Genomic DNA, 16,332 nt, shown 5'->3' with positions numbered 1-16,332 from the left:
CCAAGTATTTCAGTCTCGCTCGCATGGATAAAGAAGACGCAAGATTTCAAACATTGGAGCAACTGCACGAGCGGCGTAAGCAGGTCGTGCGATTACATCGCAAAGGAATGGGTGTGATGCGTATTGTCGAGTTGAGTGGGCTCTCCTACCCGGCCGTGCGTAGCGCGATTGACCGCTACGCACAGGGCGGATCGGAAACGCTCAAGCCCTCGTCGCGCGGCAGACAAGCTGGCGAAGGTCGCCGCCTGACTGATGAGCAAGCGCGCCGGGTTCGGCAAATCATCTGCGACAAGCGGCCGGAGCAACTGAAGATGGAATTTGCGCTGTGGAACCGGGCAGCCGTCGTTGATTGAGTGCGAATGCAGCATCAAGCTATCAGTACGGGGCGTTGGCAACTACCCTCAGACGCTGGGGGTTTACCCTGCAAAAGCCGATCAAGAAAGCGTATGAGCAACGCCCGGAGGCGGTGAAGGACTGGTTGGATAATGAATATCCGGCCATCGAGCAGCGCGCCAAGGCTGAGGGTGCCGAGATTCACTGGGGCGACGAGACCGCGGTCGCGAACACCGATGTGCGGGGCCGCTATCATGAAAACTTCAACTGGCCGGATCAATAATTGGCGACGGTGTTCGAGCACCGCGTATACCAGGATTTTGCGCATCTTGCCATTGCCTGTGTGCGCACCCAGGAAGTTGCCGCACGTTATGCCAGCGGTTACATCGAAACACTGCCTCCACCCGGCAAGGAAAAGCTGGCCGGCAGCGATGCCTCCCATGCATGGTTCGGTTTACATAGCCGAACTGGGCTGGGTAGATTTCGATCCCACCAATAATCAGATTCCGCTGGATCAACACATCATTGTTGGCTGGGGCCGTGATTATGGTGATGTGACACCGCTCAAAGGCGTGATCTTCGGCGGAGGGGAACATGAACTGGCGGTCTCGGTTGATGTCCGCAATCTTGAATCGGAGTCCTGAGCCAGAAGACCGGATATACGTGATGCGAAAAAAATATATCTAGCCAGATGGCATGGATGAATGACTGAGCCGGACAAATTTGTGAGTCAGGTAAAATCACGAATCAAGGCGGCCAGTTTTCCCAGACCGGATTCAACCAGCGCCTCATCAGCGTGACTGAAATTGAGGCGTATCTGGCCGCAACTATCCACTTCCTTGGGCAGAAATGGTTCTCCAGGCATAAAGGCAACGCCCTCCTCAAGGGCTTTGGGTAAAAGTTTACGGGTGTCGATGCAGCGGTTGAGGGTGAGCCAGAAGAACAGGCCGCCGGGCGGCGTCTGCCAAAGGGCAAGGTCGCCGAAATGGTGCTGCAATCCCGCCTCGAAGGTGTTCCGGCGCTGACGGTAGCAGGTAACCAGTTCTTCCATGTGCTGGTGGCGTGCCGGATCATTCAGCTGCTGCAGTACCAGCCACTGGCTGATGCGGTTGCTGTGTAAATCCGCTGCCTGTTTGAGCCGGGTGAAATAGGGCAGCAGTTCCGGTGACGCGGCAAGATAGCCGAGGCGCAACCCGGGTGCCAGGCTTTTTGAAAAGGAACCCTGATAAATCCACGGTGCCTGCTGCAGCAGGGCGCACACTGGCGTACGCTCACAGAGGTCATACGCCAGGTCGCGATAGGGATCATCTTCAAACAAGGGTAGCTCGGCAGTGTCGCAAGTGGCGGCCAGTGCAGCACGCTCGATGGCATTCAGGCAGCTGCCGCCGGGATTTTGAAAAGTAGGGATGGCATAGGCAAAAGCGGGTTTTCCCGTCAGCAGGTCTTGCACATTTGGCATCCTTGGATCGTAGGCCAGGAAACGGGCACCGAAGAACCGGAACACCTGCAAAGCGGCCAGGTAGGTTGGCGACTCTACCGCCACCATCGTGCCGGGATCAATAAACAGTTTGGCGACAAGATCGATACCTTGCTGCGAACCGGAAAGAATCAAAACCTGTTCAGGCGTGCATTGCAGGCCCCGCATTCCCAGTTCTTCGGCAATTTTCTGGCGCAGCGCCCATTCACCTTCGCTGGAACCGTATTGCAGGATATGCTGCGGCATGGCGTCAAGACTGAATCTGGGGAAACTGTCCAGCGCAGGCAGTCCGCCCGCGAATGAAATCATGCCCGGCCGATTGACGACAGACAGGATTTCACGAATCGGCGAAGCATGTAGATTGCGTGTGCGATCGGAAAAGCGAGCGTGCAGTGAGGTCGAAACGGAATCCATGGCAAATGTCTATTAATGTCAATAAAGTTGACCTATAGACATACTAATGAAATAATGGCTATTATGTCAATATGATTGACCAAATAGCCCGTTCCGAAACACTACCATCCAAGCTGTCCGAAACCGAATTGCGTCAGGCAATCGAGCATTTTTACTTTGGTTATCGGGCGTTCACGGCGCCGCCTGACCGTATCCTTGATCAGCGTGGGCTGGGCCGGGTGCATCACCGCATACTTTATTTTGTCGGCCGCCATCCTCAGATTTCAGTCAATTCGCTACTGGGCATCCTCAACGTCAGCAAGCAGGCATTGAATGCGCCTCTACGGCAGTTGATCGAAATGCATCTGGTGGAAATCATCACGGCTGAACACGATCGGCGTGTGCGGCAACTTTCATTGACTGCGACCGGAAAAAAATTGGAAGCCCGGCTCACCGGTACCCAGATGAAACAGCTCCAGGTCGTATTTGAAACGGTGGGAGAAAATGCTGCGGCCGGGTGGCATCAGGTCATGCACAGCTTGAGTGGGCAGGAATGAATTGCTGACCTGCTGTATCGGACTGGATTGTAGGGTTTATTCCTTGTGTTCGGCAGGAATACCACGTCGAATGGCGAGGACCTGATCGACCCGGTTTCGATCCACGTCCACCACTTCGAAATCCCGGTCACCGCAGGAGAACTGCTCGGATTTGCGCGGGATGCGGCCAAGGGATGCCAGCACGAATCCTCCCACGGTATGAAAGTTACCCAGGTCTTCATGGGGAACCGAGCGGATTTCCAGTTTATCCTTCATTTCGTCGATGGCCAGCAGGCCGTCCAGCAGCCAGGAGCCATCCGGGCGGCGCACAGCCAGGGCGTCCTCAGGGGTGTTGCCCAGCGGCATCATGTCACCCACCAGCGAGAGCATGACATCATCCAGGGTGACGAACCTTCAGTGACGCCGAATTCACTGACCACCAAAGCAAAGGCGGTTTTTTGCTGACGCAGGGTGCGCAGCAGGTCGATCAGCGTAAGGGTGCCGGGTACGAAGAGAGGCAAGCCGAGCGGGATTTCGGCGAAATCTACTTCACCTTCTATGGCAGCCTACAGGATGTCATGACTTTCGGCGATGCCGATAACCTGCTGCAGGTCGCCCTTGCAAACTGGTAGTTGTGAATGGGGTGCATCGCTCAGTAGTCTGAGGTTACGTTCCCGCGGAGCGAGCAGATCCAGATAAGCCACATCCGCGGTCGGCGTCATGATGGCGGCAAGACGGCGGTCTTCCAGACGCAGAACATTACCCATGAGATGGCTTTCTTCCGGCGCGAAGGCACCCATTTTGGCTCCTTCATCCACAAACATAGATACCCATCAATAAGGCTGCGGCGGTAATGCCGGTCTGGGTTGCCGCCAATAACCGGCTAGGGTGTTCTTTGATGGCGATCGCTGCTATAGCTCCTTTGTTTCCTTCGTTGGCCATTTGAACCAGTCTGCCGCGACGTGCCGAGGCAAGCGCCATTTCAGCCAGGGCAAAAAACCGGAAAGCACGATCAGGAAAACCAGTATCCATAAGGCATTCATGTTGCTGCTTGCCAATGGGAATCGCAGTAACAGCCAGAGCGCTTTCCGTCACTGCCATCTTATACCAATGATATTGGCTCGAAACCAGAGCCAATAAATTGCTAAAAGAAACAGATAGAATCCAATCTACTGTTTACGGCTCTTTACGATCAAATCATAAGCTACTTGTACTTCCTGTGCCTGCTCAGTGGCCACCGCGATCATATCCGCCGGAACACCCTGGCCCATTAACTTGTCCGGGTGATATTGACTCATCAGTTTACGGTACGCGCGTTTGACTTCCTGGTCGCTGCTGTCCTTGCTGACGCCCAATGCTTTATATGCATCATCCAGCGCGTCGGCTGAGCCGGACTGACCGCTGGCGAAGTGTGCCTGATTCAAAACCATATCCAGCATGCGCTTGAATGCATCGTGGTCATAACCAAGCTGTAACGCAATCTCAACCAGCAGGTGTTCTTCAGCTGTATCGATGCGCCCATCGGATAAAGCCATCACGATGAGATACACCAGCAACATCTGTTTCAGGCTGTGTGTTTGGCCGCAAACGGCCATAAACTGTCTCAAAGCAGTCTCTAAATCAAAGTCGGGGGCGGCACCTTTTTTAAAAAGTGTGATGGCTTGTTGCCTATGCTCGGTAGACATCCCCAATTTTTCAATAAAGAGTTCGACATGCGCAATTTCATCTTGCGATATCCGGCCATCAGCCTTGGCCACTTTACCCATCAAGACAAAAACCGTTTCCAGAAAAACGGCTTGGCGCTGGCTAGCGCTAAGCGGGTTGACGCCACCAAAACCATAAGCGCGATACCGATCAGCAATACTGCCCAGGAAGTAGCCGAAAAAAGCCCCAAAAATGCCGAAGTAAAAATACCCTATTAAGGCACCAATGAGTTTGAACAAAGTAGTTCCTTCGATTGCTTATAAAAAATGATTAATGTATGCGCGCCGCAAACGGTAGCAGACAGGATTTGTCGCTTGTACATTAAGATACTGGCCCGACCCAAGGCAACCGTGTGCTAATCAACGAAAATTTCAATACGGTTGCGGCCGCCTGTTTTGGCACGATAAAGCGCTTTGTCGCTGCGTGATAGGGATGCATCAGCGTTCATGTCGGTCGCCTTCATGACGGTAATGCCGATACTCGTTGTCACGGTGATGGTGACATCACTCACAACCAGGGGTGTTTCGGCAAGCCGTTTTTGAACCCGGTTAGCAAAAATATTTGCTTCAGGCGTACCCATACCAGACAGAACCACTGCAAACTCTTCACCGCCCACGCGGCCCACGGTATCGTTCATGCGCAGTTCATCGCGCAGGATGCGCGCAAAATGCTTGAGTACCAGATCGCCGACTGCATGACCGTAATTGTCATTGATGGTTTTGAATAGATCGAGATCACACATCAGAACCGCGGAATACGGGTCCGCCATGCGCTTGATTTGAACCAGTTCTTCATCCATTCGCGCCATGAAATAGCGCCGGTTGGGTAATTGCGTCAGAAAATCGATTGTAGCGAATTCCTGTAATTCGATCTCGATGTGCTTACGTTCGGTTACATCGGCGATAAAGCCATGCCATAGTGTGCTGCCATCCTGTAGCCGGATAGGCCGGGCATGTCCCTGACGCCAGCGTAGGCGTTGTCTTGGTAAGATGACACGATATTCTAAATGCCAGGGTGTCAAACTGGCGGCGGATTCATTGAACGAAGCGCGGTAATTTTCGAGATCATCCGGATGAATGACCTGTTGCACGGCCGACGCGCTACGCATTACCCGCTCAGGCGTCGTTTCATAAATATCCTTGATTCCCTGGCTGGCGTAAGGAAAAAACGCATCACCATTTGGTAATAAACGATATTGGAATACCAGACCCGGGATTTCATTTGTCAGATCGGTTAGCAAATCGACACTTTGCTGCAATCTTTCAGACAATGCACGCAGGGAAGTGATATCGGTGGTAGTGCCTATCATCCGCAGTGGTTTGCCTTCCCTGTCGCGGCTAACTACCCTGCCGCGGCTCGAGATCCATTTGTAGCTGCCATCCTTGCAACGAATTCTGTGTTCTACCGCGTAGCCGTTGGTTTTTTGGTCAAAATGCGCCTGTATTGCCGCTTGCACAGCATCAAGATCATCCGGATGCACACGCGTATAACTGTCTTCGATCCGGTTGCTGATTTCCTCATCCGTGTAACCCAGAATGGCTTTCCAGCCGGATGAATAATGCATCTCTCCCGTTACAATATTCCGATCCCAAATACCGGTACCACTTTCTTTGATAGCCAGCGCCATCCTTGTTTCGCTCTCGCGCAAGGTATTCTCGGCGCCATTCAGTTTGGCCTCGTCGATATTGCGTTCAATAGCAATCGACGCCAGCAGGGCGATGTCGGTGATGATCTCCCGATGCCGGCTGTTCATTTGACCAATTCCTTGTGAGTAGGCAACAAAAATGCCAAGCACGCGGTTACCGGCAGACAGGATAGGGATCGCCATGCAGGCCTGGAGTGCGTGTTGCTTGGCCAACTCGCAAAAGTTGCACCAGAATTGACTTGCCTCGATACGTTCGGCGGTAATGAGAATCGCGTTGTCAGTTGCAGACTGGCATGCCCAGACTTCATCTGACACAGTGATGCTGTCAATCGCGCGCAGGTAGTTTTCAGGCAGGCTGGGTGCGGTAGCCAAATGAAGGCGGTTGCCTTCCTCGTCCATCAGGAAAATAGCGCCATGAATTCCGGGATTCGGGTCTTCAATGCCGGTCACAATGCCGGTCAATGTCTGAGCGAGAGGAGCGCGCTGTGCAATATCCGCTAACGTCAACTTGTAGACGGCCAGCAATTTTTGATGCAACTCGTAATCCGTTTTGTCGTGGGGGGGTTCAGGCATCATGATGTAACGAGGATCAGTGCATGCATTTTAGATATTGCGGTTTAGCAGAGTTCTTGTTTGTAGCTCCGCGAGGTTCACGCTTAAACGCCTGTCGAGATCTAGAATAACATACAAAAATTTTGCATTTTTGGGTGAATTTGCATTGCGTTTTTCTGACACGGCTTCAATCCAGCGTGCGACGATAACGTTTCAGACCGATCACCAGCACCACCGCCATGAACACCAGCAGCGGCCATACGCTGGGCCAGGTTTCGGCCCAGCCGTTTCCCTTCAGCATGATGCCGCGCACGATGCGCAGAAAATGCGTGAGCGGCAGCGCCGAGCCGATGACCTGCGCCCACTCCGGCATGCCACGAAACGGGAACATGAAGCCGGACAGCAGCATGGACGGCAGGAAAAAGAAAAACGTCATCTGCATGGCCTGCAGCTGGCTTTTGGCGATCGTGGAAAACATCATGCCGACAGCAAGATTGGCTGCCAGGAAAATCAGCACACAGGCCAGCAGCAGCGGCAGGCTGCCGGCAATGGGCACATGGAACAGGAAGTAGGCGGCGGTGAGGATGACCACCACCTGGATGTAGCCCACCATGATGTAGGGGATGATCTTGCCGATCATCACTTCCAGCGGGTGTACCGGCATGGCCAGCAGATTTTCCAGTGTGCCTCGTTCCAGTTCGCGGGTGACGGCCATACCGGTCATCATGATCATGGTCATGGTGAGAATGGTACCCATCAGCCCCGGCACGATGTTGTACTGGGTAATGCCCTCCGGATTGTAGTTGCGCTGTACGCGCACCTCAAACGGGGGCGGCGTGGCATTCAACTGACCCAGCGGGCCGGTCAGGTCGTGGGATAGTACGGTCTGGCTGAGATTGGCCAATGCTGCCAGCGCGTTGCCGGTGGCAGCCGGATCAGATGCATCCGCTTCCACCAGTACCGCGGGTTTCTCGCCGCGTATCAGGCGGCGCGAGAAATCGGCGGGGATGGAGACAATGAACTGGATTGTCCCAATGGCCATGTCTTCTTCCGCCCGGGCGACACTCCCGGTATAAGGCCGCACGTCGAAGTAACCGCTGTTTTCCAGACCGGCCGTGAGGCTGCGCGAATAGGCGCTCTGATCGGCATCCAGCACCACGGTAGGCAGATGCTTGGGGTCGGTATTGATGGCAAAGCCGAACAGTACCAGCTGCATTACGGGTATACCCACCATCATGGCAAAGGTAATGCGATCGCGCCGCAGCTGGATGAATTCCTTTGCTACGATGGCCCACAAGCGGTGCAAAGAGAGAGGCAGCTTCATGAGGTCTGCTCCGCAGTGTGCTCCATGAGCTGGATGAATACCTGCTCCAGCCCGGTTTCCACCGGTTCGAAACGCAAGCCTTCTATCGCGGACAGATTTTGCAGAATGCGTTCCCCATCGGTACCGCTGACGCTGTATACGTGCCCCATGGCGACGACCTGCTCGACGTCCGGCAAGGCTTTGAGCCGTTCCCCCAGCGCCAGGTCGTTGCTGTGAACGTTGTAGCTGGCCAGCTTGCTGGCGGCCAATAGTTCTTCAGGCGTACCCGAGGCGAGCAGATCACCATAGGCGATGTAGCCCAGACGATGACAACGCGCGGCTTCGTCCATGTAATGGGTGGATACCAGCACGCTGATGCCCTGCCCGGACAGGCGATGGATTTCATCCCAGAAGTCACGCCGCGCCTTGGGGTCGACCCCGGCAGTCGGTTCGTCCAGCAACAGCAGGCGCGGCTGATGCAGCATGCACGCGGCCAGCGCCAGACGTTGTTTCCAGCCGCCCGACAGGGTGCCCGCCAGTTGCGCGTGCCGGTCGGCCAGCCCGAGATCGAGCATTGATTGTTCCACCACATTGCGGCGGTTATTCATGCCGTACATGCGGGCCACAAAATCCAGATTTTCGCGGATGGATAAATCATCGTAAAAGCTGAAACGCTGGGTCATGTAACCCACCTGTTTCTTGATTTCCCGGCTTTGCGTGAGCACGTCGAAATCCAGGCAGGTGCCGCTACCGGAATCCGGTGTGAGCAGCCCGCACAGCATGCGGATCGAGGTGGTTTTGCCGCTGCCGTTGGGGCCGAGAAAGCCGAATATTTCGCCACGTCGTACTTGTATCGATAATCCGTTGACGGCGCGTTTGCCATTGAATGACTTGCTCAGACCGCTGACATCGATGAGCAGTTCGTCACTCATTTCAAGGTCACGTCGACCGGCTGGCCGGGGTGCAGTCGCGTCGCATCCTTCGATGCAGGCCACGCTTCCACCAGATAGACCAGGCGGTGGCGATTATTTTCGCTATACAGCACTGGTGGCGTGTATTCGGCTTGCTGGGCGATGAAGCGTACCTTGGCAGTAATGGGTGCGCCGCAGCCGTCGCAATGGATGCGCACATTTTCTCCAGCGTGTATGGCGGCCAGCCGCGTTTCCGGTACGAAAAAGCGCACTTTGATATTTTGCGGCGGCAGAATGGATAGCACCGGCTGCCCGGTACCCACCCATTCGCCCACCCGGTAAAAGCTGTCTTCCACCTGACCAGTCACGGGTGAAGTCTGGGATTTTTGCGCCAGCCGAACCTGGCTCTGCGCCAGTTGGGCCTGCGCCGCATTTGCCTGGGCGACCGCGGCCATCCGTTCATCCTTGCGGCCGGGCAGCTGGGCGCTGCTACGCTGCGCCTCGATTTCGGCAAGGTGCGCTTGATCACGGGCGAGTTGGGTACGCGCCTGATCCAGTGCCTCGGCGCTGATAAAACCTTTTGCCCGCAATGTTTGCTGACGCGTCAATTGATCCGTGGACAATCGCAGGCGTGCCCGTGCATCGGCAAGCTGGGCATCAATTACTGCGATCTCAGGCGTGCGTTTTCCGGTATCAAGGTTGGCCGACTGCGCTCGAGCTTGTGCCAGTAGTGCTTCGGACTGTGTTACTGCGGCAGCTTCCTGTGCATGCTCCTGACTGAATAGCGCGGCACCCGTTTGAACATGATCGCCGCGTTGCACCGTTAGCGAAGTCAATACGCCGGATTGTTGTGCCGCCACCCGCACTGGTTCGCCTTCTGCATAACCCTGAAAAAATTCCGGGGACGTTGGCTGGCAACCGCCAAGCAGGCATCCCACCAATAACAATGACAATAAACTGGAACGGCGGTCAAATAAGATAGTCATGGCTGAAGTGTTATGGGCAATCACGGATTAACAATGGCATTACAAATTACATTATCTTCAAGTGCGATGATTGAATGATCGCGCTGCGCCGGATTAGCTGACCACCGCCTTCTCCCCAAAGCTTAAGCTCCAATTTTCACTCAACATTTGGCTAATGATTTCAGCGGTAACCGGCTTGCTGAAATAATACCCCTGCATCAGGTCGCATTGATGCGAGCGCAGGAACGACAGCTGCTCATTGGTTTCCACGCCTTCCGCAATGGTTTTCATGCCCAGGCTACGTGCCATGGCAATGATGGCACTTACAATCGCGGCGTCGTTCGGATCAGTGTAAATGTCGCGCACAAATGATTGATCAATCTTGATGGCATTGATCGGGAAACGCTTGAGATAGCTTAATGAAGAATAACCAGTCCCAAAATCATCAATGGAGATGGCTATGCCCAGGCTATTCAATTCATGAAGTATGGCAATGGAATCCTGAATGTTTTGAATCAGCGTACCTTCGGTAATTTCCAGTTCCAGCAGGTCCGGTGACAGCCCGGTTTGCGTCAGTATCCGGGTAATGGTTTGCGCCAGGTTAAGCTGGGCGAACTGGCGCCCCGACAGATTGACGGCAACGGGTAGCGCTGGCAGTCCTGCCATCTGCCATGCCTTGTTTTGCGTGCAGGCTGTGCGTAATACCCATTCGCCGATCGGGACAATCAAACCGGTTTTTTCGGCCAGCGGAATGAATTCGGCGGGTGAAATCATTCCCAGTTCCGGGTGTTTCCAGCGCAACAGGGCCTCCATTCCGCATACTTTGCCAGTTTGAAAATCCACCTGTGGTTGATAATACAATTGCAATTCATCCCGCTCTAGCGCATGGTGCAAGGCATTGTCCAGCAATAAATGCTGTAATGCCTTGGCATTCATTTCTGCGGTGTAAAACTGGTAGCTGTTTCCACCCGTGTCCTTGCTGCGATTCAAGGCGATAGCAGCATTTTTCAACAGGCCGTCGGGGGTCAGGTCATCCAGCGGATAAACAGCAATGCCGACGCTGGCAGTCAGGAATAATTCATGTTCTCCGATTCGGAATGGTTTCTTGAAGCTATGCAGGATTTCCTGTGTCAGTTCGCTCACCTCATCCAGTTGCGCGATGTCCGTGAACACCAGCGCAAACTCATCGCTGCCGAGCCGGGCGATGGTGTCAACCTCGCGTATGTTATTTTCAAGCCGTTCTGCGACCGCCTGCAGCAAGGCATTGCCCATTTCGTGACCGAGGGTGTCATTGATGGTTTTGAAACGGTCCAGATTAAGATGCATGGCAGCGACCAGCCGCTGATTGCGCTGGGCTTCGAGAATGGCCACTTCCAGGCGGTCGGAATAGAGCGCGCGGTTAGGAAGGCCGGTCAGACTATCGTGGGTGGCGAGATGTTGTAATTGTTCTTCATGGTGTCTGCGCTCCGAGATGTCGCGCATGATGGTGGAAAAAAAATCCACGCTGTCATCCGCAAGCTTGTGTGCGACGATGACCGCCGATACCGGGATTTCTTTTCCGTCGCGTGGGCACAATGCACTCTCGCCGCGCCACATGCCTTCCTGGATCGCGGTGGGGATACCATGGCTATATAGTTGTTCTGCTGCCCACGCGGGCAGATAGTCCTGCATGCGGGTGGTGGACAGGTCTTCGTTCAGATCGATACCCAGCATATTGCGCCCGGCCCGGTTCACAAAGGTAACCGTTCCATCCTGACCGCAAATACCGATAAAATCGATGGCGGAATTGATGATGGCGGTCAGTTGCGCACGACCGCTTTCGGCCAGTTTGCGCTCGGTAATGTCGCGTGTGATGGACAGCAATGAAGTGCTGCCATCCATTTCGCTGACCAGCGGGACGGCGTGGGTTTCCAGCCAGCGGCGATGGCCTTTGAGACCGGTAATTTCGTATTCCAGCGAGCCTTTGTTTCCCGCCAGTACGCTGCGGGTCAAATTCTGAAAAGCCAGACGGTACTCTGGTAGAAGTATCTCCAGCAGTTTCTTTCCCAGCACTTGTTCGCCGGAATCCGCTTCTATCATTGCAAGCCCCGATGCATTCATGAATTGCAGACGGTGGTCGGAGCCAATGATCTTGACACATTCCGGTTCAGTGTCGATGATGGTACGCAGGCGCGATTCACTCTCGCGCAACGCTTTTTCTGCCGCTTCAAGAAGCCGCCGCTGCTCGGCACGTGCCAATAACGAATGCACCCGCGTGGGGAGCAGGACATAATGCCCGGGCGCCTTGAGTACATATTCATCCAGGCCGGCGCGCATCGCTTCCACGGCAATTTCTTCGCTACCGGTACCGGTGAACATGACCACAGGGCATTCCGGGAGTGCCTCCTTGATCATGCGCAGAACGTTCAGGCCGTCAGTCCAGCGCAATTGATAATCGGTAATGACCAGGTCCAGATTGCCTGCTTCAATACGTTGCTTGAATCCATCCATATCCGTGACAAATTCCGTCTGCATATCCGGAAATTCGCGCGCCAGCGCTCGGGAGGCGAGGGCACGATCATCTGGATTGTCATCCACCAGCAGGCATTTCAGTGGAGTCTGTCTGGTTATTTTCATATCCATTTTATTCATCTGCGGAAGGTTGAAGCTCCGGTTGTTCATTGAGTATGAACCAATACATCCCCAATGCCTTGACCATTTCCAGCAATGTGTCGAACGCCACCGGCTTGACCAGATAGGAATTGGCACCGAGATCATACGCATGGCCGACGTCCACGCTTTCCTTGGAAGAGGTCAATACCACGACAGGCAGCCGCAGGAGACCGGGTTGCTCGCGCAGCCAGGCAAGCACTTCCAGGCCGGATTTGCGCGGCAGTTTCAGGTCCAGCAGCATGAGCGCAGGTAGCGGATAGCGGCTACGGTCAGCGTACTGACCCTGGCCGGAGAGATAGGCAACGGCCATTTCACCGTCCTCCATCACTTGCAAGGGATTGGACAGATTCGATTTGTCCTTGGCACGGCGGAACAACATCACGTCATTGGCATCGTCTTCCACCAGTAATAGCGTCGGCAGCGTTATATTCATCCCCTCTCCCTTGTGAGCGGCAACTCTATCCAGAATCGGCTGCCGTTATTTTCTTTTGCCATGACGCCTGCGTGGCCTCCCATACGCTCGATTCCCTTTCGCACAATAGCAAGGCCGATTCCTGTTCCGGGATAGGTTTCGATGCCATGCAAGCGCTCGAATACCTTGAAAATGCGTTCGGCATGTTCGGCGGGGATACCGATGCCATTGTCATCTACATACAAGCGCACCCTGTTTTCAAATGTTTCTGCCGAGATATATACCAATGGCGGTGTATCGGACGCGACAAATTTGATGGCATTGGATAGCAGATTGGCGATAACCTGTACCAGGGTTGGGCGATGACCGAAAGCATCCGGCAACGATCCAATAATTGAAATGCTGGCGTGATGTTCGGCGATCTGCGTCTGAAGCTGGGCGCTGGCCTCAGCCACAATTTTGGCCAAGCTCACAGTTTTCGGGCTGAGTTCGCCGCGGCTCAACTGGCTATATGCCAGCAGATCCTGAATAAGGATATCCATGCGGTTGGCTGCGGTGACGATGCGTTGCGCGAAATCCCGGCCTGCCGGGTCGAGCTGGCTTGCGTAATCTTCCTGTAGCGCCTGGGTAAAACCCTGAATGGCGCGTAGAGGGGCGCGCAAGTCATGCGAAACCGAGTAACTGAACGCTTGCATTTCCTGCACCGATGCCTGCAGTTCCTCATTCAATTCACGGATGCTGGCTTGCGAGGTGCGTAATTGGGTATTGGCCGTTTCCAGTTCTGTGGTCCGTTCGATGACACGGTGCTCAAGTTCGGCATTGAGTAAATTGATTTTTTGCTCCGCCAGCTTGCGCTGGGTGATGTCATAAGCGGTAGCCAGACCGACTGGCGTACCTTCGAATTCAATGGAATCGGCGGTTACTTCCAGCCAGCGATCATCGCCCTGTTTGGTAATGATTTTGAATTCGTAACTGGCGGCGCCGCTGATGCCTTTCTGGCGTGCCAAAGCGCGCTCTTTGACGATTTCCTGATACTCCGGGGCTACCAATTGCCACAAATCCATGGTCAGCAATTCTTCACGGGTGTAGCCACTATAGGCGACCGCTTTTGGATTGACGAAACACAAGCGTCCGCCACGATGGAGAAAAATTGCGGTAGCAATGGTTTCGGTAAGCATGCGGAAATTTCTTTCCCGTTCCGAGAGGATTTCGCTGGCACGCCATGCGGTGGTATTTTGGCGGCGTAACAGGAAAAACAGGACGAGCGTACTGGCCAGAACCCAACTCCATTCCCTCAATGATTCCAGGCGTTCTGTGAAACCGGGATCAGTAATATACTGCTGCAGGAATTGGTCGGACAAAAGTATCCATAAGCTGGAAAGCAATAAATATAATAAAACAATGCGCAGGGTCGAATATATCATTGCGTCATGTTCCATCGGAGTGATGTTCCGTGCGGGGATGGTATGGGGCGTGGAGGTGAAGCCATCTGCTACTCATGCTCCTCGGCAATAACCACGAAAAAACGTTTGTTATTTTTTCAACATATTGAATTTAAATATACTTCATTATCGCTTATGCCGATAGCGCAGATGGCAAACCCTGATCCGATTGCTACCGATTGTTGCTGAATCTTCGCAGTGTTCGGCATGTGTCAGTGCTGCAGCGTGCCATACAGTTTGGCGTACAGCCCGTCGTTGCGTATCAGTTCGGTATGCACACCTTCCTCGATGATCTGTCCACCGTCGAACACGTAAACACGGTCGGCCTGTTTTACCGCCGACAACCGATGCGCAATGATCAGCGTCGTACGGTCTTTCAGAAAATCATGCAATGCCGCATGCAGCCGGGCTTCGGTAGCGGTGTCCAACGCGGAGGTGGCTTCGTCCAGAATCACCACCCTGGGATCAGCCAGAATCATGCGTGCGATGGCCAGACGCTGACGTTGTCCGCCCGACAGGCGTACACCCTGGCGGCCGACAAGGGTATTCAATCCATTCGGCATGGCCTGGATGGTATCGGCCAACTGGGCCATTTCGAGCGCCCGCCATAAGGCAGCTTCGTCCATCTCGCATCCCAGGCTCAGATTCATGCGCACAGTGTCGTTAAACAGGGCCGGATGTTGCAGTACGGTGGCGACATTCTCGCGTACTACGTCGAAGCCAATTTCGGTGGTGGGAATGCCATTGAAAGATATGCTGCCCGACTGCGGCTGGTACAAGCCAAGAATGATCTGCACCAGCGTGGATTTTCCACCGCCGGAGGCGCCGACCAGCGCGACTTTTTCACCAGCATGGATGTTCAGGCTGACGCCGTTCAGTACCTCGTTTTCACCATACTGGAAGAACACATCCTGCACGGCCAGCCCGACTGTGTGCTTGCCCGTGAAGGGATTATGGAGATGCGGATATTGGGGTTCGTCCTTGAGGGCAAGCAGGTGGTTAATGCGCGCCAGTGCAGCCTTGGCGCCGAACCACGCATACTGGATGCCGAGAATATCCTGAACCGGTCCGATCATGAACCACAGGTAGCCGAATACCGCCATCATCTCGCCGATGCTCAGACCCGAGTAAACCACCATCAGCATGCTCACGCCGCGAAAAATATCAAAACCGAACAGGAATATCAGAAACGATGCCCGGTTCGCCGCATCGCTTTTCCATGAAAACGCAGCGGTGTGGGTACGGATGTCCTGCGCCCGGTCCATTACCCTTGCCAGGTAATGGCGCTCGCGGTTGAGGGCGCGAATTTGCTGAATCGAGTCCAGGGTTTCGGTGAGGGCTTGCTGAAATAACTCGAATGCGCTGTTCTCGACGCGCTTGAGGTCCTTCACTTTTTTCCCAAGCAGCATGGTGAAATAAATCACCAGCGGATTGAGCAGCAGAATGAACAAGGCCAGTTGCCAATGCATCCACAACAACACTGCCGTCATGCCGATCAGCATGAATGCGGCCACTATGAATTTGGCTACTGCCGCACCAATGAAATCATCCACCGCATTCAGGTCGGTAACAAAATGCGACGTCACGGTACCGCTACCCAGAGTTTCATATTCGGACAATGCGATATGCGACAGCCGCGCCAGCATCTGGCGGCGCAGGCGATAAGTCACGTCTTTGGCGATCAGGGTGAATTGGCGGCTCTGCCATACACCCGCGAGCATGGCGATCAGCCGCAGGAGCAGGGTGGCGGCCAGTACCGTGCCGATATACAGGGTGGCCCCATGCCAGGTAACAGGGGCGTACTGATCAATAAAGCGGGTGAGTGCGCCGGGTTGATGCAGCAACACCTGATCCACCAACAACGGCAGCAACAGCGGGATCGGCACGCTGGCAGCCGCCGCAAACAGTGCGACCAGATTGGCGAACAGCAGTTTGCGTTTGTGCGCGCGTGCGAGGCCAATCACAAACGGCCACGTATAGGAAGAAGGTGTACTCACGTAGGTAGTA

16 protein-coding genes and 1 pseudogene are annotated in these 16,332 nt (G+C 54.4%); 3 read left to right on the top strand and 14 right to left on the bottom strand.

The annotated features are described in order from the left end of the window. Positions 1-23: 23 nt before the first annotated feature. Both ACYCZJ_RS07740 and ACYCZJ_RS07735 read left to right on the top strand, forming a co-directional pair. Positions 24-583 (top strand): annotated as a pseudogene (locus ACYCZJ_RS07740) (winged helix-turn-helix domain-containing protein); the annotation flags it as partial. A 181-nt stretch (positions 584-764) separates the two neighbouring features. Next, positions 765-977 (top strand): hypothetical protein, encoded by a 213-nt coding sequence (locus ACYCZJ_RS07735; protein WP_461553652.1) that lies wholly within the window; start codon positions 765-767, stop codon positions 975-977. 86 nt (positions 978-1,063) lie between these two features. On the opposite strand, the gene ACYCZJ_RS07730 is transcribed toward ACYCZJ_RS07735, so the two are convergent. Further along, the gene (locus ACYCZJ_RS07730) at positions 1,064-2,224 is read right to left on the bottom strand and encodes an aminotransferase-like domain-containing protein (RefSeq protein ID WP_461553651.1); all 1,161 of its coding nucleotides are present in this window, start codon (positions 2,222-2,224) and stop codon (positions 1,064-1,066) included. Positions 2,225-2,295: 71 nt separating this feature from the next. Between ACYCZJ_RS07730 and ACYCZJ_RS07725 the strand changes: the two genes are divergently transcribed. After that, entirely contained in the window at positions 2,296-2,760 is a 465-nt protein-coding gene (locus ACYCZJ_RS07725) for a MarR family winged helix-turn-helix transcriptional regulator (RefSeq protein ID WP_461553650.1), read from the top strand. A 36-nt stretch (positions 2,761-2,796) separates the two neighbouring features. Here ACYCZJ_RS07725 and ACYCZJ_RS07720 read toward each other — a convergent pair whose 3' ends face one another. The 13 genes from ACYCZJ_RS07720 to ACYCZJ_RS07660 all read right to left on the bottom strand — a co-directional run bounded on the left by ACYCZJ_RS07720 (position 2,797) and on the right by ACYCZJ_RS07660 (position 16,322). Next, complete coding sequence (locus ACYCZJ_RS07720; protein WP_461553649.1) at positions 2,797-3,129, bottom strand: transporter associated domain-containing protein; 333 nt, start codon at positions 3,127-3,129, stop codon at positions 2,797-2,799. After that, complete coding sequence (locus ACYCZJ_RS07715; protein ID WP_461553648.1) at positions 3,105-3,260, bottom strand: hypothetical protein; 156 nt, start codon at positions 3,258-3,260, stop codon at positions 3,105-3,107. The genes ACYCZJ_RS07720 and ACYCZJ_RS07715 overlap by 25 nt, the downstream gene beginning before the upstream one ends. A 45-nt stretch (positions 3,261-3,305) precedes the next feature. Next, complete coding sequence (locus tag ACYCZJ_RS07710) at positions 3,306-3,539, bottom strand: hypothetical protein (protein ID WP_461553647.1); 234 nt, start codon at positions 3,537-3,539, stop codon at positions 3,306-3,308. Between the two features lie 10 nt (positions 3,540-3,549). Further along, positions 3,550-3,876 (bottom strand): CNNM domain-containing protein, encoded by a 327-nt coding sequence (locus ACYCZJ_RS07705; RefSeq protein ID WP_461553646.1) that lies wholly within the window; start codon positions 3,874-3,876, stop codon positions 3,550-3,552. Between the two features lie 32 nt (positions 3,877-3,908). Further along, positions 3,909-4,682, bottom strand: a complete 774-nt coding sequence (gene djlA / locus ACYCZJ_RS07700) for a co-chaperone DjlA (RefSeq protein ID WP_461553645.1) — start codon at positions 4,680-4,682, stop codon at positions 3,909-3,911. Positions 4,683-4,798: 116 nt separating this feature from the next. Continuing rightward, positions 4,799-6,664 carry a sensor domain-containing diguanylate cyclase gene (locus ACYCZJ_RS07695; RefSeq protein WP_461553644.1) on the bottom strand — a complete coding sequence of 622 codons (1,866 nt, stop codon included), beginning with the start codon at positions 6,662-6,664 and terminating at the stop codon, positions 4,799-4,801. Between the two features lie 163 nt (positions 6,665-6,827). Further along, the gene (locus tag ACYCZJ_RS07690) at positions 6,828-7,964 is read right to left on the bottom strand and encodes an ABC transporter permease (RefSeq protein ID WP_461553643.1); all 1,137 of its coding nucleotides are present in this window, start codon (positions 7,962-7,964) and stop codon (positions 6,828-6,830) included. Next, entirely contained in the window at positions 7,961-8,875 is a 915-nt protein-coding gene (locus ACYCZJ_RS07685) for an ABC transporter ATP-binding protein (protein WP_461553642.1), read from the bottom strand. Before ACYCZJ_RS07685 ends, ACYCZJ_RS07690 begins: the two co-directional genes overlap by 4 nt. Beyond that, positions 8,872-9,840 carry an HlyD family secretion protein gene (locus tag ACYCZJ_RS07680; protein ID WP_461553641.1) on the bottom strand — a complete coding sequence of 323 codons (969 nt, stop codon included), beginning with the start codon at positions 9,838-9,840 and terminating at the stop codon, positions 8,872-8,874. Before ACYCZJ_RS07680 ends, ACYCZJ_RS07685 begins: the two co-directional genes overlap by 4 nt. Positions 9,841-9,933: 93 nt before the next feature. Next, positions 9,934-12,441 (bottom strand): putative bifunctional diguanylate cyclase/phosphodiesterase, encoded by a 2,508-nt coding sequence (locus ACYCZJ_RS07675; RefSeq protein WP_461553640.1) that lies wholly within the window; start codon positions 12,439-12,441, stop codon positions 9,934-9,936. A gap of 1 nt (position 12,442) precedes the next feature. Then, positions 12,443-12,904, bottom strand: coding sequence for a response regulator (locus tag ACYCZJ_RS07670; protein ID WP_461553639.1), 462 nt, complete (start codon positions 12,902-12,904; stop codon positions 12,443-12,445). Further along, entirely contained in the window at positions 12,901-14,244 is a 1,344-nt protein-coding gene (locus tag ACYCZJ_RS07665) for a sensor histidine kinase (RefSeq protein WP_461553638.1), read from the bottom strand. The genes ACYCZJ_RS07670 and ACYCZJ_RS07665 overlap by 4 nt, the downstream gene beginning before the upstream one ends. A 293-nt stretch (positions 14,245-14,537) precedes the next feature. Then, positions 14,538-16,322 carry an ABC transporter ATP-binding protein gene (locus tag ACYCZJ_RS07660; RefSeq protein ID WP_461553637.1) on the bottom strand — a complete coding sequence of 595 codons (1,785 nt, stop codon included), beginning with the start codon at positions 16,320-16,322 and terminating at the stop codon, positions 14,538-14,540. Between the last annotated feature and the right edge of the window lie 10 nt (positions 16,323-16,332).

The sequence above is a fragment of the Sulfuriferula sp. genome, assembly GCF_054605375.1.
Note: the sequence above shows the minus strand (reverse complement) of the source record. Positions and strands in the feature narration are given on the sequence as shown.